Raw genomic sequence first — 26,211 nt, 5'->3', positions numbered from 1 at the left:
ATTAATCAATTGTCATCGCGGTGTCGGAGGGGGATCCGGCACCGCAGTGGATTATGCCATGTAAAAGACGTCTTTCAGCTCGCTACTGACCGGGCTGTTATCCGGATTAGCGGGCATCACGTCCTGCATATGCTTCCACCAACGTTGGCAGACTTCAGTGCTGGCAACCGCATTCCACCGTTCTTCAGATTCAATCTCTACCGTGGCAAACAGCAAATTACGCGTGCTGTCGAGATAGATGGCGTAGTTATGCGCGCCGTGGGATTTCAATACAGCTTCCAGTTCCGGCCAGATCGGGTTATGCCGACGCTGATACTCTTCGTGAGCGTCCGGGTTGACTTGCATAACAAAGGCTTTGCGGATCATAACGCCTCCAGATAAAGCTCACGCACTTCGTCGCGGCTGGCGGTACGTGGGTTACATGGTGCGCATGGGTCGGCCAGGGCTTTATCTAACCAGCCTTCGATATCCTTTTTGCTGATGCCAAGTTGACTAAATCCCGCAGGTATACCCACGCGATGGCTCAAGACTCGAATGGCATTAATTGCTTCCAGACTTGCCGCTTCATCACTCATCCCGCGCGTATCGACCCCCATCGCCTGGGCGATACGGGCAAAGCGTGCGATGGCATTCGGGCGGTTAAAGTTTTCGATTACTGGCAACAAGATGGCATTACACACCCCGTGTGGCAGGTTGTGGGTAGCACCGGGCTGATGCGCCAGTGCGTGAACCAGCCCCAGTCCCGCGCTGTTAAAAGCCATTCCCGCCAGATATTGCCCGAAAGCCATCTGTTCGCGAGCTTCCAGATTATGACCATCTTCTACCGCCTTCGGCAGCCACAGAGAAATCAGGCGGATAGCTTCCAGCGCGTTGGCATCAGTTAGCGGATGGGCGCCAACGGAAACATAGGCTTCTATGGCATGGGTTAGTGCGTCCATACCGGTGGCAGCGGTAACGGAGGCCGGGATCTCCAGCATTACACTGGCATCATCCACGGCGATATCAGGAATAATATTCGGATCGATGATGACTTCTTTCACTTGCCGCGCAGTGTCGATGATCACCGCATTGCTGGTCATCTCAGCAGCGGTTCCGGCAGTAGTATTGATCGCCACCAGCGGCACGCCTGGGTTTCTTACTTTGCCAATGCCAGAGTAAGCAGTAGAAGGGCCTGGATTAGCGGTAAGGATTTTTACGGCTTTTGCGGTATCAATCGGGCTACCGCCACCGAAAGCAATAATGTAATCACATGCGGCGTCCTGAAATGCAGCGTAGCCTTTTTGCACCAGTTCTTCGGTGGGGTTTGGAAAGACCTTATCAAATAGGTGGTAAGACATTTCGTGTTGATCCAGCGCGGTGAACAGACTGTTCAGCAATCCCAACTTAACCAGTTGCCCATCGGTAACGATCAGTGCTTTTCCCCACTGCTTATTCGCAACCAGGTTTACCATATCGCCAATTGCCCCAGCGCCATGCAGGCTGATTTTCGGTAATGCCAACATAAAACTCATGATTATTCTCCTTAAGAGCAAATCCTTCTGTTCGGCGGCATAACCCGCGCCGCCAGATGCGAAACGGGGTGTTAAAGCGCCAGTGCGCTTGCCAACGGAGTGACGCCGAAACGCTTGCCGAGGGCTATCAACTCTTCACGGCTGATGGTCTGTTTCATGCCGCCCATCGAATACACTTTCACCAATACTTCCGCCGATTTTTCTGCGGTATCGATCAGGCCAAACGCTTCGTCCAGCGTCGGACCGCAGCCGAAGACGCCGTGGAATGGCCACAAAACCAGTGAATGTTTTTGCATTTCCTGCGCGGTCGCCTGGCCAATTTCGTCCGTGCCGGGCACCATCCACGGCAAAATGCCAACGCCATCCGGGAATACCACCAGGCACTCGGTGCTGCCTTCCCACAGTTGGCGAGTGAAGACCGCCGTGTCGTTTTCCAGTACATAGGTGAGGGCGATCAGGTTGGTGGCATGGCAGTGCATGATCACCCGATCTTTACCGTTGGTGGCTTTAATGCGTTCGCAATGGGAGAGAAAGTGTGCCGGAAGTTCAGAAGTTGGGACGGCTTCGTGGGTTAGCCCCCAGAGAATATGGTAGCCCGCACCGTCGCTGTCGATTTTTACGACGCCTAAATTGGCGGCTGGATCGAGCTGGACGTTACGAAAGAATTTGCCGGAGCCGGTGACGATAAACGGCGTATTTGCCAGTAAAGGCATTGGTTGGCTTAATGGAATATAGCGCGGTTGTGGATGGAAGTTGTCATGATAAGGCGCGATATCGGCGTCATCCAGGCGCAGCGTCAGGTTGCCGCCGTTGCGCTCGTCCCAGCCTTTCAGCCAGGCGTCGGTGGTGGCTTTGATCATTCCCTGGACAAACCAGGACTGGGTAATGTTTTGCATGTTCTGTGTTCCTGTAAATTCGGTGTTGTCGGATGCACGACCTGTAAGCCGGATAAGGCACTCGTGCCGCATCTGGCAATCAATGCCTGATGCGACGCTGTCGCGTCTTATCAGACCTACAACTGTTGCTGACCCGTAAGCCGGATAAGGCACTTGTGCCGCATCCGGCAGTGTTTACCCGCGCTGGCTTAAAATTGCGTTCTCATAATCACGCACGCTTTCCAGCCATTCGCTACCCGCTGGCGTATCGTGACGCTGACAGTACATTTCCCACACCGCCTGCCACGGCAACGATTTCTGCTCTTCCAGCAACGCCAGTCGTGCGGTGTAATCACCCGCCGCTTCCAGCTTGCGCAGTTCGGCTGTCGGTTCTAATAACGCACGCAGCAGGGCTTTTTTCATATTGCGCGTGCCAATGACCCACGCGGCAATGCGGTTGATGGAGGCATCAAAGAAGTCGAGGCCGATATGCACGCGGTCAAACAGGTCATGACGAACAATCTCACTGGCGATCGCCTGGGTTTCATCATCCAGCAGTACCACGTGATCGCTGTCCCAGCGCACCGGACGGCTGACGTGCAGCAGCAACTGCGGCACATACAGCATGGCGGCGGAAATCTTGTCGGAAATGACTTCTGTCGGGTGGAAGTGTCCGGCATCCAGGCACAGCGCAGTCTGGCGACTGGTGGCATATCCCATGTAAAACTCATTGGAGCCAACCGTGTAGCTCTCCGCGCCAATACCAAACAATTTGCTCTCTACGGCGTCGATATGGTGCGCAGGGTTCAGCTTTTCGCTGATCACTTCATCCAGTGCTGCCAGCAAACGTTGGCGCGGGGCGAGACGGTCAACGGTGATATCTTTCATGCCATCCGGTATCCAGATGTTCATCACCGATGGCGTGCCAAGTTGCTCGCCAAAATAGGCCGAAACGCGACGGCTGGCTTTGCAGTGGTCAATCCAGAACTGGCGAATGCGGTCGTCGGGATGCGAGAGCGTAAAGCCATCGGCACTTAGCGGATGCGAAAAACAGGAGGGGTTAAAATCCAGACCGAGGTGATTGGCTTTCGCCCATTGCACCCAGTTTTTGAAGTGCTCTGGTTTGATTTGGTCGCGCGAGACTGGCGTGTCTGATTCCAGATAGATGGCATGTAAATTAAGCCGTTTTGGGCCAGGAATCAGTCGCATAGCTTGTTCCAGATCGGCACGCAGCTCGCTGGCATTACGCGCTTTCCCCGGATAATTACCTGTGGCCTGAATCCCGCCGGTCAGTGAACCTTCCGGGTTTTCGAAACCGGAAACATCATCGCCCTGCCAGCAGTGCATTGAAACGGGTAAGCGATCAAGTTGGCGCAGCGCCTCCTCGACATCAATCCCTACCGCCGCGAAACGCTGTTTCGCCAGTTCCCAGGCCTGTTCCAGTTGAGTGGTCATGCGCAAAGCTCCTTTGTCTGTCGTGTTGAGTGAATCCGCGCCACATAGTGGGCAATTTCACTGTCAGGATTAGGGGTAAAGGTGGTCAGATTCGCGGTGGCGCTTACTACCTGACGGAAATCATCCACATTGTTGAGTTCATCCAGCGTCATTAACTGGATGCCGATATTGCCGAGCGTCGAGGCTTCAATTGGCCCGGCAATCACTCGAATACCGCAGGCATCGGCGCATAACTGGTTGAGCAGCGCGTTCTGGCTGCCGCCGCCGACAATATGCAGTTGCGAGAAATCTTCACCGCGTAGCTGCGCCAGTTCGTGCAGTACATCGGCATACAGCAGCGCCAGACTGTCGAAAATACAGCGCGCCAGTTCAGCATCACTTTCTGGGATCGGTTGCGCCGTTTCCTGACACGCAGCCTGAATTTCGCTGCACATCGCCTCAGGATTAATAAAGCGATCGTCATTGGGATTGATGATGAAGCGACAGGCCGGAAGTGCCTGTGTCGCGGCGATAAGCGTCGGGAGATCGTTGATTTTCCGCTCCTGAAGCACCCGCTGAAGAAGCCATAAACCCATGATATTTTTCAGCACCCGATAGCGGCCTTCCGCACCACCTTCATTGGTGATGTTGGCTGCCAGCGCCGCATCATTGGTGAATGGCGTCTGGTTTTCGAAGCCCATCAATGACCAGGTGCCGGAGGAGAGATAAGCGGCGCGGGAACCGTTTAACGGCGAGGCGATAACCGCGCTGGCGGTATCATGGCTGGCAACGGCGACCACCGGAATTTCATTACCCTGTGGGCAAATCCAGTGACCAATGACATTACCCGGATGCGTCGGACGACCAAACCAGGCTTTGTTGGCGCCGCTCCACGCCAGCAGGGACTCATCCCAGTCATCGCTATTGATATTGACCAGTTGCGTGGTCGTGGCGTTGGTGTACTCCCAGTTCATCTTGCCGGTCAGACGATAACTAAAGTAATCCGGCATCAGCAGAGCGTGAGCAATGTGCGGGATAAGTTCAGGTTGTTGCTCCGTCAGCGCACGCAGCTGATAGATCGTATTGAAGGGCAAAAACTGGATGCCGCTACGCTGATAAATATCGCGTTTGCCGAGTTGCTGCTGTGCCAATGTCATCAGTCCGTTAGTACGGCTATCACGATAGGCAATCGGTAAACCGACGCGCTGACCGTGTTGATCCAGCAGCACATAGTCCACGCCCCAGGTATCAATACCGATGCTATCGATATGAATCCCTTCTTCACACACCTTGTTTAACCCAAGGCGAATGGCGTTTTCCAGACTATCGACATCCCAGGTGGCATAGCCGCTCTGGTAATACAGCCCATTGGTAAAACGATGGATTTCACGCAGCGTCAGGCTGCGACATTCACGGTGGTAACGCGCCAGCATTACGCGCCCACTGGATGCGCCAAGATCAACGGCAACGCAGTAGCGAAAGGTCATAATGAGATCCTTCTAAGTTTCATTACGCCCAGTCTAAGAAGCGCCCGACTTCGCTACCTTCTCGTTACTGACAGGAAAATACACCACTGGCAACCAGGGAAAGATGAACGTGATGGCGTTCACAATTTTCAGAATTGTGGTGGTGTGATGTTTGCCGCATTTTCTGAAAAATCACGCTTTATCTTGAAAAATCGACATTTTTTACGTGTTTTGCTGTCGAAAGTTTAAGGTAAGAACCAAACCGCTTGATTACTATTCCGCCATGTTGACGGCATCAGGAGGCTTATATGGACGTATTACATTGCGTGGATTTTTTTCCGTCTGGTAACGTGTCTGTGGCAATAGAACCCCGGCTTCCACAGGTGGATTTTCCTGAACATCACCATGATTTCCATGAGATTGTGATTGTCGAACATGGCACGGGTATCCACATTTTCAATGGGCAGCCTTATACCATCTCCGGTGGAACAATCTGTTTCGTGCGCGATCATGATCGGCATTTATATGAACATACGGACAATCTGTATTTGACCAATGTGCTGTATCGCTCCCCGGATAGATTTCAGTTTCTCGCCGGGCTGCATCAGCTTCTACCGCAAGAGCAAGACGGGCAATATCCGTCCCATTGGCGCGTGAGCCACAGCATATTGCAGCAGGTACGGCAGCTGGTTTCGCAACTGGAACAGCAGGACAGAACGAATGATTTACCCTCGAAAGCCAGCGGTGAGATTTTGTTTATGCAATTACTGCTCTTGCTGCGTAAAAACAGTTTGCAGGAGAGCATGGAAAGTCGCGAATCGCGCCTGAACTTGTTGTTGGCCTGGCTGGAAGAGCATTTTGCCGACGAGGTGAATTGGGAAATGATGGCGGATCAATTTTCTCTGTCACTACGCACGTTGCATCGTCAGCTAAAACAGCAAACCGGTTTGACGCCCCAGCGTTACCTTAACCGTTTACGGTTGGTGAAGGCGCGTCATCTTTTACGTCATAGCGAGGAAAGCGTGACCGAAATCGCATATCGCTGCGGATTCAGCGACAGTAACCACTTTTCGACGCTGTTTCGCCGCGAGTTTAACTGGTCACCACGCGATATTCGCCAGCGGCGGGATGGTTTTCTGCAATAACGCGAATCTTCTCAACATATTTCCACGCCAGTTTATGAATAATCAAACGCGTCTTCTGGCTGAGGTGGCACGGTGGTTCATCAGTTTGTCCTTCGTAAAAAAGATTTTTTTGCCAGCGAACAGCAGGCGGTCGCTGTTGCTGATCGTTATCCGCAGGATGTCTTTGCCGAGCATACACATGATTTTTGTGAACTGGTGATCGTCTGGCGCGGTAACGGTTTGCACGTGCTCAACGATCGTCCTCATCGTATTACCCGCGGCGATCTCTTTTATATCCACGCAGACGATAAACACTCCTACGCTTCCGTTAACGATCTGGTTTTGCAGAACATTATTTATTGCCCGGAGCGGCTGACGCTTAATCTCGACTGGCAGGGGGCGATTCCAGGGTTTAACGCCAGCGCAGGACAACCACACTGGCGTTTAGGTAGTGCGGGCATGGCGCAGGTGCGGCAGGTTATCGGGCAGCTTGAGCACGAGAGCAGTCAGCCCGCGCCGTTTGCCAACGAAATGGCGGAGTTACTGTTCGGGCAGTTGGTGATGCTTTTGAAGCGCCATCGTTACACCAGTGATTCGTTACCGCCAACATCCAGCGAAACGTTGCTGGATAAGCTGATTACCCGGCTGGCGGCCAGCCTGAAAAGTCCTTTTGCGCTGGATAAATTCTGTGATGAGGCGGCGTGTAGTGAACGCGTCTTGCGCCAGCAATTTCGCCAGCAGACCGGGATGACCATCAATCAATATCTGCGGCAGGTCAGAGTGTGCCATGCGCAATATCTTCTCCAGCATAGCCGCCTGTTAATCAGTGATATTTCGACAGAGTGTGGCTTTGAAGATAGCAACTATTTTTCGGTGGTGTTTACCCGTGAAACCGGGATGACGCCCAGCCAGTGGCGTCATCGCAATTCCCGGAAAGATTAACTCGCCATGCCCATACCGACGATGTTGGCGGCAATAATAATCACCACACAACCGAGGCTCAACACGGTAACCGGACGGCGTCCCGCATTGTTCCACTCTTTCAGCACCAGCCCGACAATACCGCCGCACAATACATAGAAACTCATATGCAGCATCCAACTGATGTAGTCATACTGCGCCGGAATGCGGGCGTGTCCCCAGGCATAGAAAAAGAATTGCAGATACCACATCAAACCGCCCAACGCCGAGAGCAATACGTTGTGGATGATCAGCGGTTTCGCCAGCGAGAAGTCGGCTTTTAGCGACAAACTTTTCACTTTTGCCAGACGAATAAAACAGAAACCGAGGTTGATGATCGCACCGCCACCCATGATGACAACATAGCTTGGCAGTGCGACATACAGCGGATCAACGCCCAGCGCGGCAGTCGCTTCATGCATCGGTTTTGCGGCGTTCATCGCAAAAGACATCCCGGCAGAGAAAATGCCGCACATTACTGCCAGCACCAACCCTTTTTTCAGGTTGAACTCTTCGGCTTTAATGCCCATTTTGCGCTCTTTCAACTGCCCGGCGCGAGTCACAATTCCCACGCCAATCAGCGCCACCAGTACGCCGAGTAACGTCATTCGCCCACCGTCGGTGTTAATCAGCACATCGAAATTGCCGTTGATAATTGGCGTCATCAGCGTACCGACGATCAACGTAATGCCAATGGCGATACCAATCCCCATCGACATGCCGAGATAACGCATGGTCAGGCCGTAGTTGATATTACCAATCCCCCACATAGCGCCGAACAGAAAAACAGGCAGCAGGGTAGAGAGGCTGAACGAGCTGTAATATGCCAAGAAATCAGGTAGTAGCATGGCGCTGATGGCCCACGGCAGAATAATCCACGAAACAATCCCACCGACTGACCACATGGTTTCCCATGACCACTTTTTTACTTTTTTGAACGGAGCGTAAAAACAGGCTGCACTGGCCGCGCCGATCAAATGCCAAAATATCCCCATCGTAATCGCGTTACTCATCTTCTTATCCTCATCATTTTTTCGTCGCGTCACATCTCCGACGAGATGAGTGTAAAAATCGTGCTGTCGATTAACCTTTCGCCTGTTGCCGCCGTTGCCGATTTACTGGCAATCACGGCATTAAGTGGGTGATTTGGTTCACATCTCGGACATTTCCCTGCAAAACCATTCCCCTATGAAAAGTACGGCATTGATAATCATTTTCAATATCATTTAATTAACTATAATGAACCAACTGCTTACGCGGCATTAACAATCGGCCGCCCGACAATACTGGAGATGAATATGAGCTATACCCTGCCATCCCTGCCGTATGCTTACGATGCCCTGGAACCGCACTTCGATAAGCAGACCATGGAAATCCACCACACCAAACACCATCAGACCTACGTCAACAACGCCAACGCGGCGCTGGAAAGCCTGCCAGAATTCGCTAACCTGCCGGTTGAAGAGCTGATCACCAAACTGGACCAGCTGCCAGCAGACAAAAAAACCGTTCTGCGCAACAACGCTGGCGGTCACGCTAACCACAGTCTGTTCTGGAAAGGTCTGAAAAAAGGCACCACCCTGCAGGGCGATCTGAAAGCGGCTATCGAACGTGATTTCGGTTCCGTTGAAAACTTCAAAGCAGAATTTGAAAAAGCGGCAGCTTCCCGCTTTGGTTCCGGCTGGGCATGGCTGGTGCTGAAAGGCGATAAACTGGCGGTGGTTTCTACTGCTAACCAGGACTCCCCGCTGATGGGCGAAGCCATTTCTGGCGCTTCCGGCTTCCCGATTGTGGGCCTGGATGTGTGGGAACACGCTTACTACCTGAAATTCCAGAACCGTCGTCCGGACTACATCAAAGAGTTCTGGAACGTGGTGAACTGGGATGAAGCTGCGGCACGTTTCGCGGCGAAAAAATAATCGCATCTTGTCTGCTGTAATGAGGCGTTGACGCCTCGTGTCAGCATAAAAAACAAACCATCGTGCATAACGGTGGTTTTTTTGTGATCAATTTCAAAAGAAAAACAATGATCCTATAAAATTAAAACGATGTTTCAATTGGTGTGGTGTTGATCACTTTTATTGCCATGATGAATGTCTATCTTCGTTTCCATCAACACTGATGCTCCGTTAAGGAACTTCGCATCAGCCTATAAAAATATGCCAACAGGTGATGGAAATGCAGATAAAACGCACGATAGAGAAAATCCCGGGGGGGATGATGCTCATCCCGCTGTTCCTTGGTGCACTGTGTCATACCTTCTCGCCGGGGGCGGGTAAATATTTTGGATCATTCACCAACGGGATGATTACTGGCACGGTGCCTATTCTGGCGGTGTGGTTTTTCTGCATGGGGGCGTCTATCAAATTAAGCGCGACGGGAACAGTGTTGCGTAAATCCGGTACGCTGGTGGTAACCAAAATTGCCGTTGCGTGGGTGGTTGCAGCCATTGCTTCGCGCATTATTCCTGAGCACGGTGTCGAAGTTGGATTTTTTGCCGGGCTTTCAACGCTGGCGCTGGTGGCGGCAATGGACATGACCAACGGCGGTCTGTATGCCTCTATCATGCAACAGTACGGCACCAAAGAAGAGGCCGGGGCATTTGTGTTGATGTCGCTGGAATCTGGTCCGCTAATGACGATGATTATTCTGGGAACCGCCGGGATTGCTTCGTTTGAACCGCATGTTTTCGTTGGCGCAGTATTGCCGTTCCTGGTGGGCTTCGCGCTGGGGAACCTTGATCCTGAATTGCGCGAGTTTTTTAGCAAAGCGGTGCAGACGCTGATTCCGTTCTTTGCCTTCGCGCTGGGCAATACCATTGATTTAACCGTGATTGCCCAGACAGGTTTGTTGGGGATCCTGTTGGGTGTGGCGGTGATTATCGTGACCGGTATTCCGTTGATTATTGCCGATAAATTGATTGGCGGTGGCGATGGCACTGCCGGAATTGCCGCCTCCAGTTCTGCCGGGGCCGCAGTGGCAACGCCGGTACTGATTGCGGAAATGATCCCGGCCTTTAAACCGATGGCGCCTGCGGCAACTTCGTTGGTGGCGACGGCGGTAATTGTGACTTCGATTCTGGTGCCAATTCTTACCTCTGTCTGGTCACGTAAAGCCAAAGCCAGAGCGGCGAAGATCGAAATTCTGGGTACGGTGAAATAATCTCTCTTATTCCATATCATCGCCGGATGAATTGACGTTCATCCGGCGTTTTACCTTAAATAACAAATACCTCATCAATCGTCCGACATTCGCTTTCTGTTAACTCCCCACCGGCATTGCGCGACACACCTGTGCAGTAACCAAACTTACGTGATACCACCGTCTTGATGGTGGTGACAAAATCTTCACCGATGGCGTAGATGGACATATAGGTGCCGATCTGTTGCTGAATATCTTGTAAAGCTGCCAGGTCGCCGCGTTTGAAGGCTTCGCGGGCTCCGACAAACAGCTCTGGCATAACGTTATTTAAGCCAGAGATTATCCCCGCGCCGCCAGCCAGCAAATTAGGAATGTAATACTCGTCATACCCCGAAAGCACCGCAAAATCAGGACGCACAGCCTGAGTTGCCTGAATCATGCTGCGGGTGTGTGACTGGCAATCGACAGTATCTTTAATTCCGGCAAACTCAGGAAACTCACTCGCCAGTGTGGCGACCAGGTCAGGGGTTAAATCACAACCGGTTCGCGCCGGGAAGTTATATGCGAACCATTTGCCCTGTAATTCGCGACCCAGATGGCGGAAATAGCTTAATAATTGCTTCGCCGTCTGGCCGTAGTAATAAGGCGGGAGGATCATCACCGCATCGTACCCAACGCGATACGCTTCTTGCGCCATAGCCAGTACATCATGTGTGCATGTGGACGAGACGTTGGCCACCATTTTTAGCGTGCTCATGGCTCGTGCTTCACGAATAAGCATGAGCCTCTCTTCCAGGGTGAAGGAGGCAAACTCACCAATACTTCCCATTAGCAATATCACATCGATGTTAGCGTTAGTGAGTCGCTGCAGATGCTGCTTCAGTCCGTTAAGGTCTACATTCCCGTCTTTATCCATCGGCGTGATGGAAGGACACCAGACGCCAGAAAACTGTAATTTATCAGCCACGCGGTAAACTCCTCATAATGAAATGGTGTTTCAAAAACATCTCATTGATAACATGTCTACAGTTTTGTCATGTGAACCGTGCTCTCATTTTGCGCGCCTGACATAAAATAAATATGGTCTAATGGGGAAATTTCTCGGTGGAGAGGGAACAGATGCGATATCCGGTTGATGTATACGTAGGCAAAATTCAGGATTATCCGGAAAGCCGTCCAAGTGCAATTGCGAAAATGCAGGTCGATGGTGAGTTGATGCTGACAGAACTGGGGCTGGAAGGCGACGAACAGGCAGAGAAAAAGATTCACGGTGGGCCGGACAGGGCGCTGTGTCATTATCCTCGCGAGCATTATCTCTACTGGGCGCGGGAATTTCCGGAACAGGCAGAGTTGTTTGTTGCACCTGCGTTTGGTGAAAACCTCTCAACCGACGGTCTGACGGAAAGCAATGTTTATATTGGCGATATTTTCCGCTGGGGAGAGGCGTTGATTCAGGTCACCCAGCCGCGCTCTCCGTGCTACAAACTCAATTACCATTTTGATATCAGTGATATAGCTCAGTTGATGCAAAACACGGGTAAAGTCGGCTGGCTGTATAGCGTGATTGCGCCGGGGCAGGTATCTGCTGATGCTCCGCTGGAGTTGGTTTCCCGCGTTAGCGATGTGACCGTGCAAGAGGCTGCCGCCATCGCATGGCATATGCCGTTTGATGATGAGCAGTATCACCGTTTGCTTTCCGCAGCCGGGCTATCGAAAAGCTGGACGCGGACGATGCAGAAACGCCGACTTAGCGGCAAGATTGAAGATAATTCACGGCGGTTGTGGGGGAAATAACCCCCGGAGAGTAGGCCTGATAAGACGTGACTAGCGTCGCATCAGGCATTCTGCTCAAATGCCGGGTGCGGCGTAAGCGCTTTATCCGGCCACAAATGTTGCCCTTTGCGCAGTAAAGAGTAGGCCTGATAAGACGCGACCAGCGTCGCATCAGGCATCATGCTCAAACGCCGGATGCGGCGTAAACGCCTTATCCGGCCTACAAAGCGGAGTTTAACTCCGCTTATACAGCGGCAGCCAAATCACCAGACGTAAACCGCCAAGCGGGCTGTCTTCCGCTTTTACCCAACCACGATGCTGCTGGATGGCGGTTTCGACAATCGCCAGCCCCAAACCTGTACCGCCAGATTCACGATCGCGCGCTTCATCTGTACGATAGAACGGGCGGAAAATCTGTTCGCGATCTTCCGGGCTAACGCCAGGACCATCGTCGTCCACCGTAATGGTGATACCGTCTTTATCTACCGCAAAGCCCACTTCAATCTTCGTATGGGAATAACGCAGAGCATTACGAACAATGTTTTCCAGCGCACTTTCCAGGGCGTTCGGGTTGCCGTACAGCGGCCACGGCCCTGGCGGGAAGTTAACCGTAAACGACTTGCCCATCTGTTCCGCTTCGAACGCCGCGTTATCCAGCACTTCACTCCACAACTGGTTGGCTTTGATGGTTTCGCTCACCAGCGCGTTTTTCTGCTGATTACGTGACATCACCAACAGGTCGTTGATCATGCTGTCCAGACGCTGGGCTTCGGTTTCAATACGCTCCAGTTCCTTGCTTTCACCACTACGACGACGCAGTAACGCCGTACCCAGTTGCAGACGCGTCAGCGGCGTGCGCAGCTCGTGAGAGATATCAGAAAGCAGGCGCTGCTGGGAGGTCATCATGCGCTCCAGTGCGGTCACCATCTGGTTAAAACTGGCACCTGCGGCAAGAAATTCTTGTGGCCCCGCTTCCAGTTCCGGATGCTGGCGTAAGTTCCCCTGGGCAACTTCATCGGCAGCGTTTTTCAGCTTACGTGCCGGTTTTGCCAGACTCCAGGCCAACCATAACAGCAGTGGTGTACTGACCAACATAGTGACAATCAGCAGCAATAGCGGGCGGTCAAACAGTAAGTTTATGAAATCGGATTGAGAACTGCTGGCCGGACGAATCAGATAAAGCTGGTAATTATCTTCGCCATCACGCACGGAGAACGGACCGACCAGTTCCACGCGGCCATACTTTTTCTTCTGCGGATGATCGGCGTTATCGGCCTGACCAATAAAGTTGCGAATGATCTGCATTTCGCTGCGTTCAGCGCCGATCACGCGGCCTTCAGTGGTCACCAGTAATAAACGCTGGCCTGGTGGTGCCCACTTATCAATGGCCCGGAAAAGGCGACGCCACCACATTAAATCGTTGGGTGGATCGTTCGCCAGTTCCGCTTCGACATGCTGCTCAATCATCAGCCCCTGACGCTGTTCGCTATCCAGAAGTTCGGTCATCTGGCGTGAATCGAGCTTGGGTAACATCAAAACCAGCATCAACACCAGCGCCAGCGTCAGCCAGAAGATGGCGAAGATGCGCGCGGTTAAGCTGCCTATCATGAAGCGGAAACCATCAGATAGCCGCGACCACGCAATGTTTTAAACCACGGATGACCGTCTTTACGATCCGGCAGCTTACGACGCAGGTTGGAAATATGCATATCGATAGCACGGTCGAAAGGCGTCAGGCGTTTGCCCAGTACTTCCTGGCTTAAATGCTCGCGAGAAACCACCTGACCCAGATGCTGCGCCAGTAGGTAGAGCAGGGTAAATTCAGTACCGGTTAACTCCAGTGTTTGCCCGTCGAAGCTGGCTTCCTGACGGCCTGGATTCAGCACTAAGGCGTCAACTTCCAGCGTCGGCGAACCATTATCGCTGTTCTGCTGTTGCTCGCTCCAGTGCGAACGGCGCAGGATCGCGCGAATACGTGCAACCAGTTCACGATCGTTAAACGGTTTCGGGAGATAGTCATCTGCACCCAGCTCAAGGCCGAGGACGCGATCAAGTTCACTGCCGCGAGCCGTCAACATAATGACTGGCGTCTGGTGTGTCTGGCGAAGTGCTTTCAGCGTATCGATACCATTTTTCTTCGGCATCATCACATCAAGCAAAAGTAAATCAATGCTGTCGTCCAGAAGAACAAGCGCTTGTTCCCCGTCGTGGGCAACAATCACGTTGAAGCCTTCCATCTCGAGCAGCTCCTTTAACAGGGATGTCAGCTCTCGGTCATCATCAACTAACAGGATTTTATTCATTGTTTAAATACCTCCGAGGCAGAAATTACGTCATCAGACGTCGCTAATCCATGACTTTACGTTGTTTTACACCCCCTGACGCATGTTTGCAGCCTGAATCGTAAACTCTCTATCGTTGAATCGCGACAGAAAGATTTGGGAGCAAATGATGCGCATAGTTACCGCTGCCGTCATGGCCTCAACGCTGGCAGTCAGTTCATTAAGCCACGCTGCTGAAGTCGGTTCAGGCGATAACTGGCATCCGGGAGAAGAACTTACGCAGCGCAGTACGCAGAGCCATATGTTCGACGGCATAAGTTTAACCGAACATCAGCGTCAGCAGATGCGAGATCTTATGCAACAGGCCCGGCACGAACAGCCACCTGTTAATGTTAGCGAACTGGAGACAATGCATCGCCTTGTCACCGCAGAAAATTTTGATGAAAACGCTGTGCGCGCACAGGCAGAAAAAATGGCGAACGAGCAAATAGCTCGTCAGGTTGAGATGGCAAAAGTCCGCAACCAAATGTATCGCCTGTTAACGCCGGAGCAGCAAGCGGTTTTAAACAAGAAACATCAACAACGAATGGAACAGTTGCGCGACGTGACGCAATGGCAAAAAAGTTCATCGTTGAAGCTATTGAGTAGTAGCAACTCACGTTCCCAGTAGTAAACCCTGTTTTCCTTGCCATAGACACCATCCCTGTCTTCCCCCACATGATGTGGGGGTTTTTTTTATCAATTACTTACATGCAATCAAAAGTAAAAACAGGCACTTATCGAAAGCTGTAAGGGTTTGGAGTGGTTTCAAAATTTCTTGAGTGTGGACACTATGTGGACACTCAGAAGGGGAAATTTATAACGTCACTCCGCCTTTTAGTGGATTCAGAGCGACGGCATTTTGCAGGTAGTCAGGCGCAAGGTGCGCATAGGCCATCGTCTGCTGAATGCTCGCATGTCCCAGAATCTGTTGCAGTGCGATTATATTGCCCCCATTCATCATGAAATGGCTTGCGAATGTATGCCGCAGGATGTGGGTTGCCTGATTGGGTGGTATATCAGGTTTCACTCTGCGTAAAATCCCGCAAAATTTCTCATAATCAACTTTGAATAATTTGGCGCTGGCCTCCTCTTTAACTTTTTTCTCCAGTTCCTCAGAAATCGGCACGGTTCGCTTTTTACCGTTTTTGGTTTTCAGGAAGGTAACCCTGCAATTTGTAATCTGTGCTGGTTTTAGCGTGGCAACTTCCGTCCATCTTCCTCCAGTGCTCAGACATAAAAGCGCGACAAGTAAGTCATCACCAGCCAAAACATTTAACAGTTTTTCGATTTCTGCTTTTTCCAGGAACGTCATTTCAGGGTTGGCCTCCGCCAGTGGCGGCAGTCCGTGAATTGGGTGTTGCCCGGAAAATTCATCCAATTGAATTAATTTTGTGAACATGCCGGATAATCGGTACATGTCACGGTTTATCGTTGCGGCACTGATACCATCACGTAGTCGCATGGAACGATAATCCATCAAAGCCCTTTTGCTCATCCGGCTCACTGGTATATCACCTATGCCGCTGATGGTTTTGAGTAGATGATTAAACTCTTTTGTTCCATGCTCGTGGTTTTGCCCGTGATATTTCCACCAGATGTCCAGCAACTCACTCAAAGTTCGGCGGTCTGCTCGCTGGCCTCCCCATTCTTTCTGACTGGCATTGGCGATTGTGTATCGCTCAAATGCTAGTGCTTCAGCTTTTCTTTCGAATTTCCTGCGGATGCGTTTTCCGTCGCGACCGCGAGGTCTAATGTCCACTTCATAGCGACCATCATCGAGCTTCTTAATTGCCATAAGAAAGCCCTCCGGCGCTGTATTCACCATCTTGGTAGCAAATGGTGAAAATGTAATCTTTATATAGAGTTAGCCAATCCTTTTCGCGGAGTGGTTGGACTCTGTTGACTCTGGCCCAATGTGCGCGAGAGCCGGTGCGATTTGTCCTGCGTCCGGCGCGGTTTTATCTGTCATAAGCCATAGAGCATATTTTTGGAATGTGGGATGCATAGTGATTTTTAGCAAAGCTGTGCCACCGGGTTCAAAGTTTCCTCCTTCATATTTTTTAAGTGTGCTTAGCGGTAACTCTATGATTTCACAGAATTTTGATTGGCTTAGCCCTTCCGCCTCACGCAAGGCCTTAATCTTTTCGCTTAATTTCATTTGACATGGTGCCTATATAGGGACTAAATTCCCTCAAAACTGGAACCTATATAGGTTCCATTGATTTGAGAATAAACCAGCGTCTAAACGGTTTTGAGTGGTTTAGAAAGGGCTGGATCCTATGAGGGTACCATATATGGACGCTGAAAATTATGTGATTCAGTATCCGCTTGATGCGGTTCATATGGATAAATTTGCTGATTTATTAGGGAAGCCAAAGACAGCCGTCAGTGAAATGGTGAAGGCAAATAAATTACCAATTATTGAATTGCGTGATCCTTGCAAACCGAAGGCTCGTGCCGGTGAAAAATGGGTTTTCATTCCTGAGTTTAATCGCGCTGTACGTGAGGCGTTTTATAACCGACCGGTTGAACAGCGTGATGCATGGCTTTTGTGGATGGGGTTGTGATTATGAATGAGCCGCGTTGTATTGCTCAGTTATTGCGTAACGAAAGCCCCAGGGCGATTGACTTCACCATCACCCACGGGAAGGGACGCAAGGGAATCATTATCCGTACCAAAAAACAGAGTCCCTTAAAAAAGGCTCTGACCTTTCTGAAAAGCCGGAGGGTTTGGAAATGACAGTGATGACGCTCAATCTCGTTGAAAAACAGCCAGCAGCTATGCGCCGGATAATTGGTAAGCATCTGGCCGTCCCTCGCTGGCAGGATACATGTGATTATTATAATCAGATGATGGAGCGCGAACGGCTAACAGTTTGCTTTCATGCGCAGTTAAAACAACGTCACGCAACGATGCGTTTTGAAGAAATGAACGACGTCGAACGTGAACGGCTGGTTTGTGCAATTGATGAATTGCGTGGGGCATTCTCAAAACGCCGTCAGGTCGGTGCAAGTGAGTATGCATATATTAGCTTTTTAACTGTCAGTCAGCGCCGTACTTTATTTATGCATGCCGGATTGACTGAAAAAGAATTCAACCAGCCATACTGGCGAATTAATGAAGAGTCATGTTACTGGCGTGATGCTTTATTCCGTGCATTACGTGAATTATTCAGCCTGTTTGAGTATGCACCGACAATTCTGACGTCGGTAAAACCAGAGCAATATCTGCATTAAATAATTAACCAGAGTTTTTAACGCACTTAATCGTGCGGGGCTTCTTTTTGCCTGGAGAAAGTCATGCATACAGTTTCTGAAAATCAGTGCGGTAAATACGCATTACTGCTGCAACAGGCCAGAACCGAAGCACAGGCCGACGCTGCGACGCGCTTTTCTTCTCATCTTGACGCCATGATTCGCCACATCACAAAGGCGGAGTTATCCCGCGTGGAGATAGTCGAGCTGCTCAGTCAGGAGTCGGAAAAATTTCACAATATCGGATTGTCTCGCGGGGAGGTGCTTTGATGTCCTGCTCTCATTCAGTTGTATTACTGAATAACGCCTTAAAAATCGCCGTTATGGAAAATGGTGATTTATCTCTTATTCAACTTTGTCTTGATAAAGAAAAACGCGACATAACTGAATCTGTTATCGCGATTTATCAGAATGAATTAAATCTCCTGTCTGATGTGGTCAATTTACTTGTTAAACGCGCTGTATTCCACAAGCAAATTTCCTCAGTGGATGAACTGACAAAATTAACGACAGAACTCGCCAGTTATTGCGCTGATGTATCCAGGAAACTTAACGATAAAAGGAGTTGATAATGCCGGACAACGTAGATTTTATTCAGGAACAACAGGCTGAATTACTGGAGCGCCAGATTAACGCGGCAAGGGTAAAACATTGCGGTGCTTCTGCGCTGGTTTGCGAAGAGTGTGACGCGCCAATACCTGCTGCCCGTCGTGCGGCTTATCCGTCAGCCACGCGTTGTGTTTCCTGTCAGTCAGTCTTTGAAGCAAAAAACAAACATTACCGGAGAACGGCATGAGTATTCGTATTGACATTGGCGAACGTTATGTCGTTACCAGTGACAGCTTTCAGTTTATTCTCCACGAGAAAAAGAGAGCGGAAAGCGGTAAAAACGCCGGTCAGGAATGGCTGGCGGTGGTTGGTTATTACCCGAAATTAAGCCAGCTCGTTTCCGGCATGATGCATCACGATATTCTGACCGGAAGCGCAAAATCTTTTGCTGATTTAAACGCGCAGGTTGAGCAACTCAGCAAGCGTTGTTCAGAGGCTTTTGGCTCACATGGCCGTTAAAGCCTCCGGGCGTTTTGTCCCTCCGTCAGCATTTGCCGCAGGCACCGGTAAGACGTTTACCGGTGCTTATGCATGGAACGCGCCACGCGAGGCCGTCGGGCGCGAAAGACCCCTTACACGTGACGAGATGCGTCAGGTGCAAGGTGTTTTATCCACGATTAACCGCCTGCCTTACTTTTTGCGTTCGCTGTTTACTTCACGCTATGACTACATCCGGCGCAATAAAAGCCCGGTGCACGGGTTTTATTTCCTCACATCCACTTTTCAGCGTCGTTTATGGCCGCGCATTGAGCGTGTGAATCAGCGCCATGAAATGAACACCGACGCGTCGTTACTGTTTCTGGCAGAGCGTGACCACTATGCGCGCCTGCCGGGAATGAATGACAAGGAGCTGAAAAAGTTTGCTGCCCGTATCTCATCGCAGCTTTTCATGATGTATGAGGAACTCAGCGATGCCTGGGGGGATGCGCATGGCGAAAAAGAATCGCTGTTTACGGATGAGGCGCAGGCTCACCTCTATGGTCATGTTGCTGGCGCTGCACGTGCTTTCAATATTTCCCCTCTCTACTGGAAAAAATACCGTAAAGGACAGATGACCACGAGGCAGGCATATTCTGCAATTGCCCGTCTGTTTAACGATGAGTGGTGGACTCATCAGCTTAAAGGCCAGCGTATGCGCTGGCATGAAGCGTTACTGATAGCTGTCGGGGAGGTCAATAAAGACCGTTCTCCTTATGCCAGTAAACACGCCATTCGTGATGTGCGTGCGCGCCGCCAGGCAAATCTGGAATTTCTTAAATCGTGTGACCTTGAAAACAGGGAAACCGGCGAGCGCATCGACCTTATCAGTAAGGTGATGGGCAGTATTTCTAATCCTGAAATTCGCCGGATGGAGCTGATGAACACCATTGCCGGTATTGAGCGTTACGCCGCCGCAGAGGGTGATGTGGGGATGTTTATCACGCTGACCACGCCGTCAAAGTATCACCCGACACGTCAGGTCGGAAAAGGCGAAAGTAAAACCGTCCAGCTAAATCACGGCTGGAACGATGAGGCATTTAATCCAAAGGATGCGCAGCGTTATCTCTGCCATATCTGGAGCCTGATGCGCACGGCATTCAAGGATAATGATTTACAGGTCTACGGTTTGCGTGTCGTCGAGCCACACCACGACGGAACGCCGCACTGGCATATGATGCTTTTTTGTAATCCACGCCAGCGTAACCAGATTATCGAAATCATGCGTCGCTATGCGCTCAAAGAGGATGGCGACGAAAGAGGAGCCGCGCGAAACCGTTTTCAGGCAAAACACCTTAACCGGGGCGGTGCTGCGGGATATATCGCGAAATACATCTCAAAAAACATCGATGGCTATGCACTGGATGGTCAGCTCGATAACGATACCGGCAGGCCGCTGAAAGATACTGCTGCGGCTGTTACCGCATGGGCGTCAACGTGGCGCATTCCGCAATTTAAAACGGTTGGTCTGCCGACAATGGGGGCTTACCGTGAACTACGCAAATTGCCTCGCGGCGTCAGCATTGCTGATGAGTTTGACGAACGCGTCGAGGCTGCACGCGCCGCCGCAGACAGTGGTGATTTTGCGTTGTATATCAGCGCGCAGGGCGGGGCAAATGTCCCGCGCGATTGTCAGACTGTCAGGGTTGCCCGTAGCACGTCGGATGACGTTAACGAGTACGAGGAAGAAGTCGAGAGAGTGGTCGGCATTTACGCGCCGCATCTCGGCGCGCGTCATATTCATATCACCAGAACGACGGACTGGCGCATTGTGCCGAAAGTTCCGGTCGTTGAGCCTTTGACTTTAAAAAGCGGCATCGCCGCGCCTCGGAGTCCTGTCAATAACTGTGGAAAGCTCACCGGCGGTAATACTTCGTTATCGGCTCCCACACCTTCTGAGCACGCCGCAGCAGTGCTTAATCTGGTTGATGACGGTGTTATTGAATGGAGTGAACCGGAGGTCGTGAGGGCGCTCAGGGGCGCATTAAAACACGACCTGAGAACGCCAAACCGTCAGCAAAGAAACGGAAGCCCGTTAAAACCACATGAAATTGCACCATCGGCCAGACTGACCCGGTCGGAAAGAATGCAAATTACCCGTATCCGCGTTGACCTTGCTCAGAACGGTATCAGGCCGCAGCGATGGGAGCTTGAGGCGCTGGCGCGTGGCGCGACGGTAAAGTTTGACGGACGAAAGTTTATATATCCAATAAGTGGTGAGTGGAAGCAGTTTTTTAGTGGCTTTGATCTTTTTAAGTAATTGTCTTAGAATACCCACGTTACCGCTTGGGAAATCTACCTAGCAATGCTCTTAGTATTAGCTTTATACAAAGGGTATAAAGGCTGCCATTGGCAACAATGGTGCCGGCATGGAGATAATCTCATGTTAAGGTTAGTGAATGTACGACAGTACAACCGCTACCGCTTTGGGCGCTGGGAGACGGTGCGTAAGCACCGTCGTTCTTACCCGAATCGGTAATATGCGGCCTAAGCGGTAACATTTACCTCTTCTTCACCCATCATTGTTAAGTAATGTTTCTCATCACCAGTCATTCTGAATATTTTGTGCAAGAGTTCTAAGTATTTCTCAGGTTCAATATCGCCCATGTCTGTTATATTTATTGCGTCGGAGTGAGAGCCTCTGTTTATATATCTGTAAAAGGCACGGAAATGGCTGTTATTTTCATCATTTGTTAATTCAGTAAGCTTTTCCTCTAATGCGTCAGTTCTATGAACAAATGCAAAGTAATACTCAAGTATATTTCTCATAATATTTGGGATTATTATTTTGTTGATTTTTTTCTCTTTTGCATCTTTTAATACTTGCCAAAGGGATTGGTATTCATTTTGCACACTTTTTTTATCTATAGCACTAATGGTGCTAAATTCATTTTTGTTTATTCTGCCAAGAAAGTAGTCCCGTTTAAAGTTTATTCCTTTTTTAGAGGCGAGTTTTATTAACTCATGGAAGAAATAAAGATTATGGGTGAGGATTATTATTTTTGATGAAATGCCTTTTTCAATTATGTCATGATGGATCATGGATGCTATGTCGAAAACATAGTTTTGAGATAGACTTGATATAGGATCATCTATAACTATGAGTTTATCACGCATATCATTATCATTTTCATTTGTTTTACCCTTGCAACATTCTAAAAAATATAGAAACGTTATTAATGTTTTTTCACCTTCGCTTAATGACCGATATACATCTTGTTTTCTATTGTTTCCATCGCGGGATATTATATACTTATCTTTGAGTTCGGCGTGTTTATCAATGCTAAAACCAGAGATGCCAAGAAATTTAAGTCGTGAGTTTATTGCATCTATTGTTGCATCTACACTTGATGTTTTATTTCTTAGTTCATTGATTTCATTTGTGTTGATCTCTTCTTTTCTTTTTATTTCCTGCATGAAGGATGCAGCGTTTTCATATTTTTCTTGAAAGTTTCTTTCGCAGTCTGATAGTATTTCAAATTCCGCGCTACATAAGTCTCTGATTGCTGCCCACATCTTTTCGCGAATATCTATTTCGCTATTATTAAATCTTTTTACTTTGTCATTGAACTCGTTAATTTTATTGTTGTATTGTTCTATATCTTCTAATAGTTTTTCCTCTATCGACTTTTCAAACTCCAGCACAATGCTTATAGATGGATTTTCTATTTTATTATCCAATAATTTAATGTTTTTTTCTGCAATAGTTTCTAACGCCTTAACATATGAAAGACTTTTATCTTTTTCGTCTTGGTTTATCACCTCACATGATAAAATGTTACTCTTTATTTCTTCATGATGATTTTTAATGGCATTATCATAAGATAGTTTTATTTGTTGTATTTGATCTACTTTTCTTGAGTATGTTTCATCAAAGATAGATTCAATGGCTTTAATAAAATTATCATCTATTGTGTCCCTTTGGCAAAATGGACAAATTTCTCCATTTAAATATTGCTCTTTGCCTTGTTTAATCCAATCAATATTTTGTAGCTCTTTTATTGCTTCAGATAAATAGCTGTTGCTAGAGTCAATAATTGGTGTGGATAATGTTTTTTGAGTTTCTTCAGATAAAACATATCCTTTATAAGGAGTTATCAGAGGTATTTCTTTTCCTTTAAACTCGAGAAGTTTGCTATAAGATTGTATTAATGATTTTATATCAATATCAGTTTGTGGAGTATACTTTTTTAGATGGTAATAGAAAGTGGCTTTGCTTCCTATTTGACCTTTCATTAATTGTTTTAATTCTGAACTTCTTATGTCTTTGGTCTTATTCCATATGGAATTTATGCACTCTTGCTCTTTTTTGTTTTTCGCTTCATGAAGTTTTTCGATAAATTCTTTTTTTTCTTTATGCTGATGTGCTAGTGATTTGTTTAGCTCTTCTTTTTCAGATAGTATTTTTTTCAATTTCTGCATTTTTTTTGACTGAGGGTAAATATACCTTTTTGCTCTTTTGCATTATAAAAATTATCTTCTATATATTTTGAGTTGTAGACTAGAGTTCGATAATTATCGATGGGTTCGCATACACATTCCTTATAGGCGGTGTCTTTAGGATTGTAAAAATAATTTGATATGGTAGATTTTCCACAACCATTTTGTCCATACAATATGTTTATTTTTTTGGATAAATCTAACTCAGTAAAATATTCTTTATGATAGCTTGTTACGTTTTTGAGTTTTAATTTCATTTTATCCCTCTTTTTATTCTTTTTATATTTAGCCTTAAGTGTTCGAGGTTGCCTTCCTCAACGACAGAGATCTAACCTAACTTTTTGATTTATTCAAGAGAATTTAGTGAGTTAGATGTAAAGATGTGGATGCTTAGCTATGTGGTTGGGGGGTTATTTCAGTATGAATTCATTTGATGCATCATTTTGCATGTGCCTGTCAGGCATTTTCTAACTTTGCAGTGTCAGAACTGGCGTACTTTAGGCCATTCATGCAAGTGCATTAAAACCGCCTCACGAAGCGGGCGGGCGAGGCGGGGAAAGCACTGCGCGCTGGCGGTGGTGCTGATTTTATTTTTTCAGCGTCTGAGCACGTCGTGATGGCGTTTAGATTGTTCGCCGGGGCGTTGGTGTGTCTGCGGGCTGTTTTGTGCTGTGGTGAGCGTGTGAGGGCGTGATGGCGGGGTGTAAAAAAGCCGCCCGCAGGCGGCGATGTTCAGCCGTTGTCAGTGTCCAGTGAGTAGTTTTTAAAGCGGATGACCTCCTGACCGAGCCAACCATTTATCTCGCGAATCCTGTCCTGTAACGGGATAAGCTCATTGCGGACAAAGACCTTAGCCACTTTCTCAATATCACCCAGCGACCCGACGTTCTCCGGCTTGCCGCCCATCAACTGAAAGGGGATGCGGTGCGCGTCCAGCAGGTCAGCGGCGCTGGATTTTTTGATATTAAAAAAATCGTCCTTTGTCGCCACTTCACTGAGCGGGATAATTTTGATGCCGTCTGGCTTTCCCTGTGGGGCATAGAGAAACAGATTATTAAAGTTATTGCGGCCTTTCGACCTGGCCATGTTTTCGCGAAGTGAATCAATGTAATCGCGATCCTGCAATGCGTCGGTGATATACATGATATATCCGGCATGAGCGCCGTTTTCGTAATACTTTCGGCGGAACAACGTGGCCGACTCATTCAGCCAGGCAGAGTTAAGGGCGCTGAGATATTCCGGCAGGCCGTACAGCTCCTGATTAATATCCGGCTCCAGCAGGTGAAACACGGAGCCGGGCGCGAAGGCTGTCGGCTCGTTGAAGGACGGCACCCACCAGTAAACATCCTCTTCCACACCACGGCGGGTATATTTTGCCGGTGAGGTTTCCAGTCTGATGACCTTACCGGTGGTGCTGTAACGCTTTTCCAGAAACGCATTACCGAACACCAGAAAATCCAGCACAAAGCGGCTGAAATCCTGCTGGGAAAGCCACGGGTGCGGGATAAACGTTGAAGCCAGAATATTGCGTTTGACGTAAATCGGTGAGCTGTGATGCACGGCAGCACGCAGGCTTTTTGCCAGACCGGTAAAGCTGACCGGTGGCTCATACCATCTGCCGTTACTGATGCACTCGACGTAATCCAGAATGTCACGGCGGTCGAGTACCGGCACCGGCTCACCAAAGGTGAATGCCTCCATTTTCGGGGCGCTGGCGGTCATTGTTTTTGTCGCAGGTTGCGGTGTTTTCCCTTTTTTCTTGCTCATCAGTAAAACTCCAGAATGGTGGATGTCAGCGGAGTGCTGATACCGGCGGTGAGTGGCTCATTTAACAGGGCGTGCATGGTCGCCCAGGCGAGGTCGGCGTGGCTGGCTTCCTCGCTGCGGCTGGCTTCATAGGTGGCGCTGCGTCCGCTGCTGGTCATGGTCTTGCGGATAGCCATGAACGAGCTGGTGATGTCGGTGGCGCTGACGTCATATTCCAGACAGCCACGACGGATAACGTCTTTTGCCTTGAGCACCATTGCGGTTTTCATTTCCGGCGTGTAGCGGATATCGCGCGCGGCGGGATAGAACGAGCGCACGAGCTGGAACACGCCGACACCGAGGCCGGTGGCATCAATACCGATGTATTCGACGTTATATTTTTCGGTGAGTTTGCGGATGGATTCCGCCTGGGTGGCAAAGTCCATGCCTTTCCACTGGTGACGCTCAAGTATTCTGAATTTGCCACCGGCCACCACCGGCGGTGCCAGCACCACGCATCCGGCACTGTCGCCACGGTGTGACGGGTCGTAACCAATCCATACCGGACGGGAGCCGAACGGATTCGCGGCAAACGGCGCATAGTCTTCCCATTCTTCCAGCGTGTCGACCATGCAGCGTTGCAGCTCCTCGAACGGGAACACCGACGCCTTGTCGTCAACAAATTCACACATGAACAGGTTTTTAAAATCGTCGGCGCTGTTTTCGCGTTTGAGCTGCTCAATGTCGAACAGTGTGCAGCCACCTTTCAGGGCGTCCTCAATGGTGACAATCTGCCGCCACTGGCCGTCCGCACAGAGAAGCCCACCGGCAAGGGCGTTATGACTGACGTCGATTTCCACGCGTTCGGCGGCGCTGGCGCGTCCCCGGTTAAACAGTTCACCCGACCAGAACGGGTAGGCGTCGTGCGCCAGCGTGGACGGGGTGGAGAAATAGGTCGAGCGCAGGTGACTCTGTGAGGCCATACCTGATGCCACTTTACGCAGTACCTGAAAATTCGGGATCCAGAAAATCTCATCGACGTACAGGTCGCCGTTATGGCTCTGTGCGGTGTTGGA

General features: G+C 49.6%; 26 protein-coding genes and 1 pseudogene. 13 read left to right on the top strand and 14 right to left on the bottom strand.

Annotated elements, in window-relative coordinates; translation table 11 throughout:
• Window positions 1-51 precede the first annotated feature (51 nt).
• From rhaM to rhaB, 5 genes are all read right to left on the bottom strand, one after another.
• Window positions 52-366 carry an L-rhamnose mutarotase gene (rhaM, locus tag AACU94_RS19725; protein ID WP_130215228.1) on the bottom strand — a complete coding sequence of 105 codons (315 nt, stop codon included), beginning with the start codon at window positions 364-366 and terminating at the stop codon, window positions 52-54.
• Entirely contained in the window at window positions 363-1,511 is a 1,149-nt protein-coding gene (gene fucO / locus AACU94_RS19720) for a lactaldehyde reductase (RefSeq protein ID WP_130215230.1), read from the bottom strand. The genes rhaM and fucO overlap by 4 nt, the downstream gene beginning before the upstream one ends.
• A 71-nt stretch (window positions 1,512-1,582) precedes the next feature.
• Window positions 1,583-2,407, bottom strand: coding sequence for a rhamnulose-1-phosphate aldolase (rhaD, locus tag AACU94_RS19715; protein WP_130215232.1), 825 nt, complete (start codon window positions 2,405-2,407; stop codon window positions 1,583-1,585).
• A gap of 174 nt (window positions 2,408-2,581) precedes the next feature.
• Window positions 2,582-3,841, bottom strand: coding sequence for an L-rhamnose isomerase (gene rhaA / locus AACU94_RS19710; RefSeq protein WP_130215234.1), 1,260 nt, complete (start codon window positions 3,839-3,841; stop codon window positions 2,582-2,584).
• Complete coding sequence (rhaB, locus tag AACU94_RS19705) at window positions 3,838-5,307, bottom strand: rhamnulokinase (protein WP_130222390.1); 1,470 nt, start codon at window positions 5,305-5,307, stop codon at window positions 3,838-3,840. The genes rhaA and rhaB overlap by 4 nt, the downstream gene beginning before the upstream one ends.
• 287 nt (window positions 5,308-5,594) lie before the next feature.
• On the opposite strand from rhaB, the gene rhaS reads away from it, so the two are divergent.
• Window positions 5,595-6,431 (top strand): HTH-type transcriptional activator RhaS, encoded by an 837-nt coding sequence (gene rhaS, locus AACU94_RS19700; RefSeq protein ID WP_130215240.1) that lies wholly within the window; start codon window positions 5,595-5,597, stop codon window positions 6,429-6,431.
• Window positions 6,432-6,503: 72 nt separating this feature from the next.
• Window positions 6,504-7,352 carry an HTH-type transcriptional activator RhaR gene (rhaR, locus tag AACU94_RS19695; protein WP_130215242.1) on the top strand — a complete coding sequence of 283 codons (849 nt, stop codon included), beginning with the start codon at window positions 6,504-6,506 and terminating at the stop codon, window positions 7,350-7,352.
• Here rhaR and rhaT read toward each other — a convergent pair.
• Window positions 7,349-8,383: an L-rhamnose/proton symporter RhaT gene (rhaT, locus tag AACU94_RS19690; protein WP_135488490.1), complete on the bottom strand. Its 1,035-nt coding sequence runs from the start codon at window positions 8,381-8,383 to the stop codon at window positions 7,349-7,351. The genes rhaR and rhaT overlap by 4 nt on opposite strands.
• A gap of 285 nt (window positions 8,384-8,668) precedes the next feature.
• Here rhaT and sodA point away from each other — a divergent pair, with 285 nt between their 5' ends.
• Together sodA and kdgT are read left to right on the top strand one after the other, a co-directional pair.
• Entirely contained in the window at window positions 8,669-9,289 is a 621-nt protein-coding gene (gene sodA, locus AACU94_RS19685) for a superoxide dismutase [Mn] (protein WP_130215246.1), read from the top strand.
• Between the two features lie 259 nt (window positions 9,290-9,548).
• Window positions 9,549-10,532, top strand: coding sequence for a 2-keto-3-deoxygluconate transporter (kdgT, locus tag AACU94_RS19680; protein WP_130215248.1), 984 nt, complete (start codon window positions 9,549-9,551; stop codon window positions 10,530-10,532).
• 55 nt (window positions 10,533-10,587) lie between these two features.
• Here the strand turns inward: kdgT and AACU94_RS19675 are convergent, their stop codons facing one another.
• Window positions 10,588-11,478: a dihydrodipicolinate synthase family protein gene (locus AACU94_RS19675; protein WP_135488489.1), complete on the bottom strand. Its 891-nt coding sequence runs from the start codon at window positions 11,476-11,478 to the stop codon at window positions 10,588-10,590.
• 152 nt (window positions 11,479-11,630) lie between these two features.
• Between AACU94_RS19675 and yiiM the strand changes: the two genes are divergently transcribed.
• A complete protein-coding gene (gene yiiM / locus AACU94_RS19670) occupies window positions 11,631-12,305 on the top strand; it encodes a 6-hydroxyaminopurine reductase (RefSeq protein WP_135488488.1) in 675 nt (224 codons plus the stop codon).
• A gap of 213 nt (window positions 12,306-12,518) precedes the next feature.
• Here yiiM and cpxA read toward each other — a convergent pair whose 3' ends face one another.
• Window positions 12,519-13,892, bottom strand: a complete 1,374-nt coding sequence (gene cpxA / locus AACU94_RS19665; RefSeq protein WP_000580416.1) for an envelope stress sensor histidine kinase CpxA — start codon at window positions 13,890-13,892, stop codon at window positions 12,519-12,521.
• The gene (gene cpxR, locus AACU94_RS19660; RefSeq protein WP_135488487.1) at window positions 13,889-14,587 is read right to left on the bottom strand and encodes an envelope stress response regulator transcription factor CpxR; all 699 of its coding nucleotides are present in this window, start codon (window positions 14,585-14,587) and stop codon (window positions 13,889-13,891) included. Before cpxR ends, cpxA begins: the two co-directional genes overlap by 4 nt.
• 148 nt (window positions 14,588-14,735) lie before the next feature.
• Between cpxR and cpxP the strand changes: the two genes are divergently transcribed.
• Window positions 14,736-15,236, top strand: coding sequence for a cell-envelope stress modulator CpxP (gene cpxP, locus AACU94_RS19655; RefSeq protein WP_130206850.1), 501 nt, complete (start codon window positions 14,736-14,738; stop codon window positions 15,234-15,236).
• 186 nt (window positions 15,237-15,422) lie between these two features.
• Here cpxP and AACU94_RS19650 read toward each other — a convergent pair whose 3' ends face one another.
• A complete protein-coding gene (locus tag AACU94_RS19650) occupies window positions 15,423-16,403 on the bottom strand; it encodes a phage integrase (protein WP_000985246.1) in 981 nt (326 codons plus the stop codon).
• A 69-nt stretch (window positions 16,404-16,472) separates the two neighbouring features.
• A complete protein-coding gene (locus AACU94_RS19645) occupies window positions 16,473-16,766 on the bottom strand; it encodes a helix-turn-helix domain-containing protein (protein ID WP_000777029.1) in 294 nt (97 codons plus the stop codon).
• A 136-nt stretch (window positions 16,767-16,902) separates the two neighbouring features.
• Between AACU94_RS19645 and AACU94_RS19640 the strand changes: the two genes are divergently transcribed.
• From AACU94_RS19640 to AACU94_RS19610, 7 genes are all read left to right on the top strand, one after another.
• The gene (locus AACU94_RS19640; protein ID WP_135488486.1) at window positions 16,903-17,175 is read left to right on the top strand and encodes a Cox family DNA-binding protein; all 273 of its coding nucleotides are present in this window, start codon (window positions 16,903-16,905) and stop codon (window positions 17,173-17,175) included.
• Between the two features lie 169 nt (window positions 17,176-17,344).
• Window positions 17,345-17,845 carry a hypothetical protein gene (locus AACU94_RS19635; protein ID WP_000217670.1) on the top strand — a complete coding sequence of 167 codons (501 nt, stop codon included), beginning with the start codon at window positions 17,345-17,347 and terminating at the stop codon, window positions 17,843-17,845.
• Window positions 17,846-17,908: 63 nt separating this feature from the next.
• Window positions 17,909-18,133: a DUF2732 family protein gene (locus AACU94_RS19630; protein WP_000557703.1), complete on the top strand. Its 225-nt coding sequence runs from the start codon at window positions 17,909-17,911 to the stop codon at window positions 18,131-18,133.
• Window positions 18,133-18,432: a DUF5405 family protein gene (locus tag AACU94_RS19625; protein ID WP_001277891.1), complete on the top strand. Its 300-nt coding sequence runs from the start codon at window positions 18,133-18,135 to the stop codon at window positions 18,430-18,432. The genes AACU94_RS19630 and AACU94_RS19625 overlap by 1 nt, the downstream gene beginning before the upstream one ends.
• A gap of 2 nt (window positions 18,433-18,434) precedes the next feature.
• Window positions 18,435-18,659, top strand: coding sequence for a TraR/DksA C4-type zinc finger protein (locus AACU94_RS19620; protein WP_001113264.1), 225 nt, complete (start codon window positions 18,435-18,437; stop codon window positions 18,657-18,659).
• A complete protein-coding gene (locus AACU94_RS19615) occupies window positions 18,656-18,931 on the top strand; it encodes a DUF5405 family protein (protein ID WP_135488485.1) in 276 nt (91 codons plus the stop codon). The genes AACU94_RS19620 and AACU94_RS19615 overlap by 4 nt, the downstream gene beginning before the upstream one ends.
• Entirely contained in the window at window positions 18,921-21,209 is a 2,289-nt protein-coding gene (locus AACU94_RS19610; RefSeq protein ID WP_135488484.1) for a replication endonuclease, read from the top strand. The genes AACU94_RS19615 and AACU94_RS19610 overlap by 11 nt, the downstream gene beginning before the upstream one ends.
• A gap of 227 nt (window positions 21,210-21,436) precedes the next feature.
• Here AACU94_RS19610 and AACU94_RS19605 read toward each other — a convergent pair.
• The 3 genes and pseudogenes from AACU94_RS19605 to AACU94_RS19595 all read right to left on the bottom strand — a co-directional run.
• Window positions 21,437-23,646 (bottom strand): annotated as a pseudogene (locus AACU94_RS19605) (AAA family ATPase).
• A 475-nt stretch (window positions 23,647-24,121) separates the two neighbouring features.
• The gene (locus AACU94_RS19600) at window positions 24,122-25,156 is read right to left on the bottom strand and encodes a phage portal protein (RefSeq protein WP_135488483.1); all 1,035 of its coding nucleotides are present in this window, start codon (window positions 25,154-25,156) and stop codon (window positions 24,122-24,124) included.
• Window positions 25,156-26,211, bottom strand: a 1,056-nt coding sequence (locus AACU94_RS19595; protein WP_205713083.1) for a phage terminase large subunit family protein, incomplete at its 5' end; no start/stop codon positions are given. The genes AACU94_RS19600 and AACU94_RS19595, both read right to left, overlap by 1 nt.

Source organism: Escherichia sp. E4702, from assembly GCF_963883545.1.
In the GTDB taxonomy this organism is placed as follows: Bacteria; Pseudomonadota; Gammaproteobacteria; order Enterobacterales; family Enterobacteriaceae; genus Escherichia.
Note: the sequence above shows the minus strand (reverse complement) of the source record. Positions and strands in the feature narration are given on the sequence as shown.

Excerpts from the sequence above, each read along its gene's own strand:
- cpxP (WP_130206850.1), top strand. The coding sequence starts at position 14,736 with ATGCGCATAGTTACCGCTGCCGTCATGGCCTCAACGCTGGCAGTCAGT.
- yiiM (WP_135488488.1), top strand. The coding sequence starts at position 11,631 with ATGCGATATCCGGTTGATGTATACGTAGGCAAAATTCAGGATTATCCG.
- rhaD (WP_130215232.1), bottom strand. The coding sequence starts at position 2,407 with ATGCAAAACATTACCCAGTCCTGGTTTGTCCAGGGAATGATCAAAGCC.
- fucO (WP_130215230.1), bottom strand. The coding sequence starts at position 1,511 with ATGAGTTTTATGTTGGCATTACCGAAAATCAGCCTGCATGGCGCTGGG.
- AACU94_RS19610 (WP_135488484.1), top strand. The coding sequence starts at position 18,921 with ATGGCCGTTAAAGCCTCCGGGCGTTTTGTCCCTCCGTCAGCATTTGCC.
- rhaT (WP_135488490.1), bottom strand. The coding sequence starts at position 8,383 with ATGAGTAACGCGATTACGATGGGGATATTTTGGCATTTGATCGGCGCG.
- rhaB (WP_130222390.1), bottom strand. The coding sequence starts at position 5,307 with ATGACCTTTCGCTACTGCGTTGCCGTTGATCTTGGCGCATCCAGTGGG.
- sodA (WP_130215246.1), top strand. The coding sequence starts at position 8,669 with ATGAGCTATACCCTGCCATCCCTGCCGTATGCTTACGATGCCCTGGAA.
- AACU94_RS19650 (WP_000985246.1), bottom strand. The coding sequence starts at position 16,403 with ATGGCAATTAAGAAGCTCGATGATGGTCGCTATGAAGTGGACATTAGA.
- AACU94_RS19635 (WP_000217670.1), top strand. The coding sequence starts at position 17,345 with ATGACAGTGATGACGCTCAATCTCGTTGAAAAACAGCCAGCAGCTATG.
- AACU94_RS19645 (WP_000777029.1), bottom strand. The coding sequence starts at position 16,766 with ATGAAATTAAGCGAAAAGATTAAGGCCTTGCGTGAGGCGGAAGGGCTA.
- AACU94_RS19625 (WP_001277891.1), top strand. The coding sequence starts at position 18,133 with ATGTCCTGCTCTCATTCAGTTGTATTACTGAATAACGCCTTAAAAATC.
- rhaS (WP_130215240.1), top strand. The coding sequence starts at position 5,595 with ATGGACGTATTACATTGCGTGGATTTTTTTCCGTCTGGTAACGTGTCT.
- AACU94_RS19615 (WP_135488485.1), top strand. The coding sequence starts at position 18,656 with ATGAGTATTCGTATTGACATTGGCGAACGTTATGTCGTTACCAGTGAC.
- AACU94_RS19640 (WP_135488486.1), top strand. The coding sequence starts at position 16,903 with ATGGACGCTGAAAATTATGTGATTCAGTATCCGCTTGATGCGGTTCAT.
- cpxR (WP_135488487.1), bottom strand. The coding sequence starts at position 14,587 with ATGAATAAAATCCTGTTAGTTGATGATGACCGAGAGCTGACATCCCTG.
- AACU94_RS19620 (WP_001113264.1), top strand. The coding sequence starts at position 18,435 with ATGCCGGACAACGTAGATTTTATTCAGGAACAACAGGCTGAATTACTG.
- kdgT (WP_130215248.1), top strand. The coding sequence starts at position 9,549 with ATGCAGATAAAACGCACGATAGAGAAAATCCCGGGGGGGATGATGCTC.
- AACU94_RS19630 (WP_000557703.1), top strand. The coding sequence starts at position 17,909 with ATGCATACAGTTTCTGAAAATCAGTGCGGTAAATACGCATTACTGCTG.
- AACU94_RS19600 (WP_135488483.1), bottom strand. The coding sequence starts at position 25,156 with ATGAGCAAGAAAAAAGGGAAAACACCGCAACCTGCGACAAAAACAATG.
- rhaA (WP_130215234.1), bottom strand. The coding sequence starts at position 3,841 with ATGACCACTCAACTGGAACAGGCCTGGGAACTGGCGAAACAGCGTTTC.
- cpxA (WP_000580416.1), bottom strand. The coding sequence starts at position 13,892 with ATGATAGGCAGCTTAACCGCGCGCATCTTCGCCATCTTCTGGCTGACG.
- rhaM (WP_130215228.1), bottom strand. The coding sequence starts at position 366 with ATGATCCGCAAAGCCTTTGTTATGCAAGTCAACCCGGACGCTCACGAA.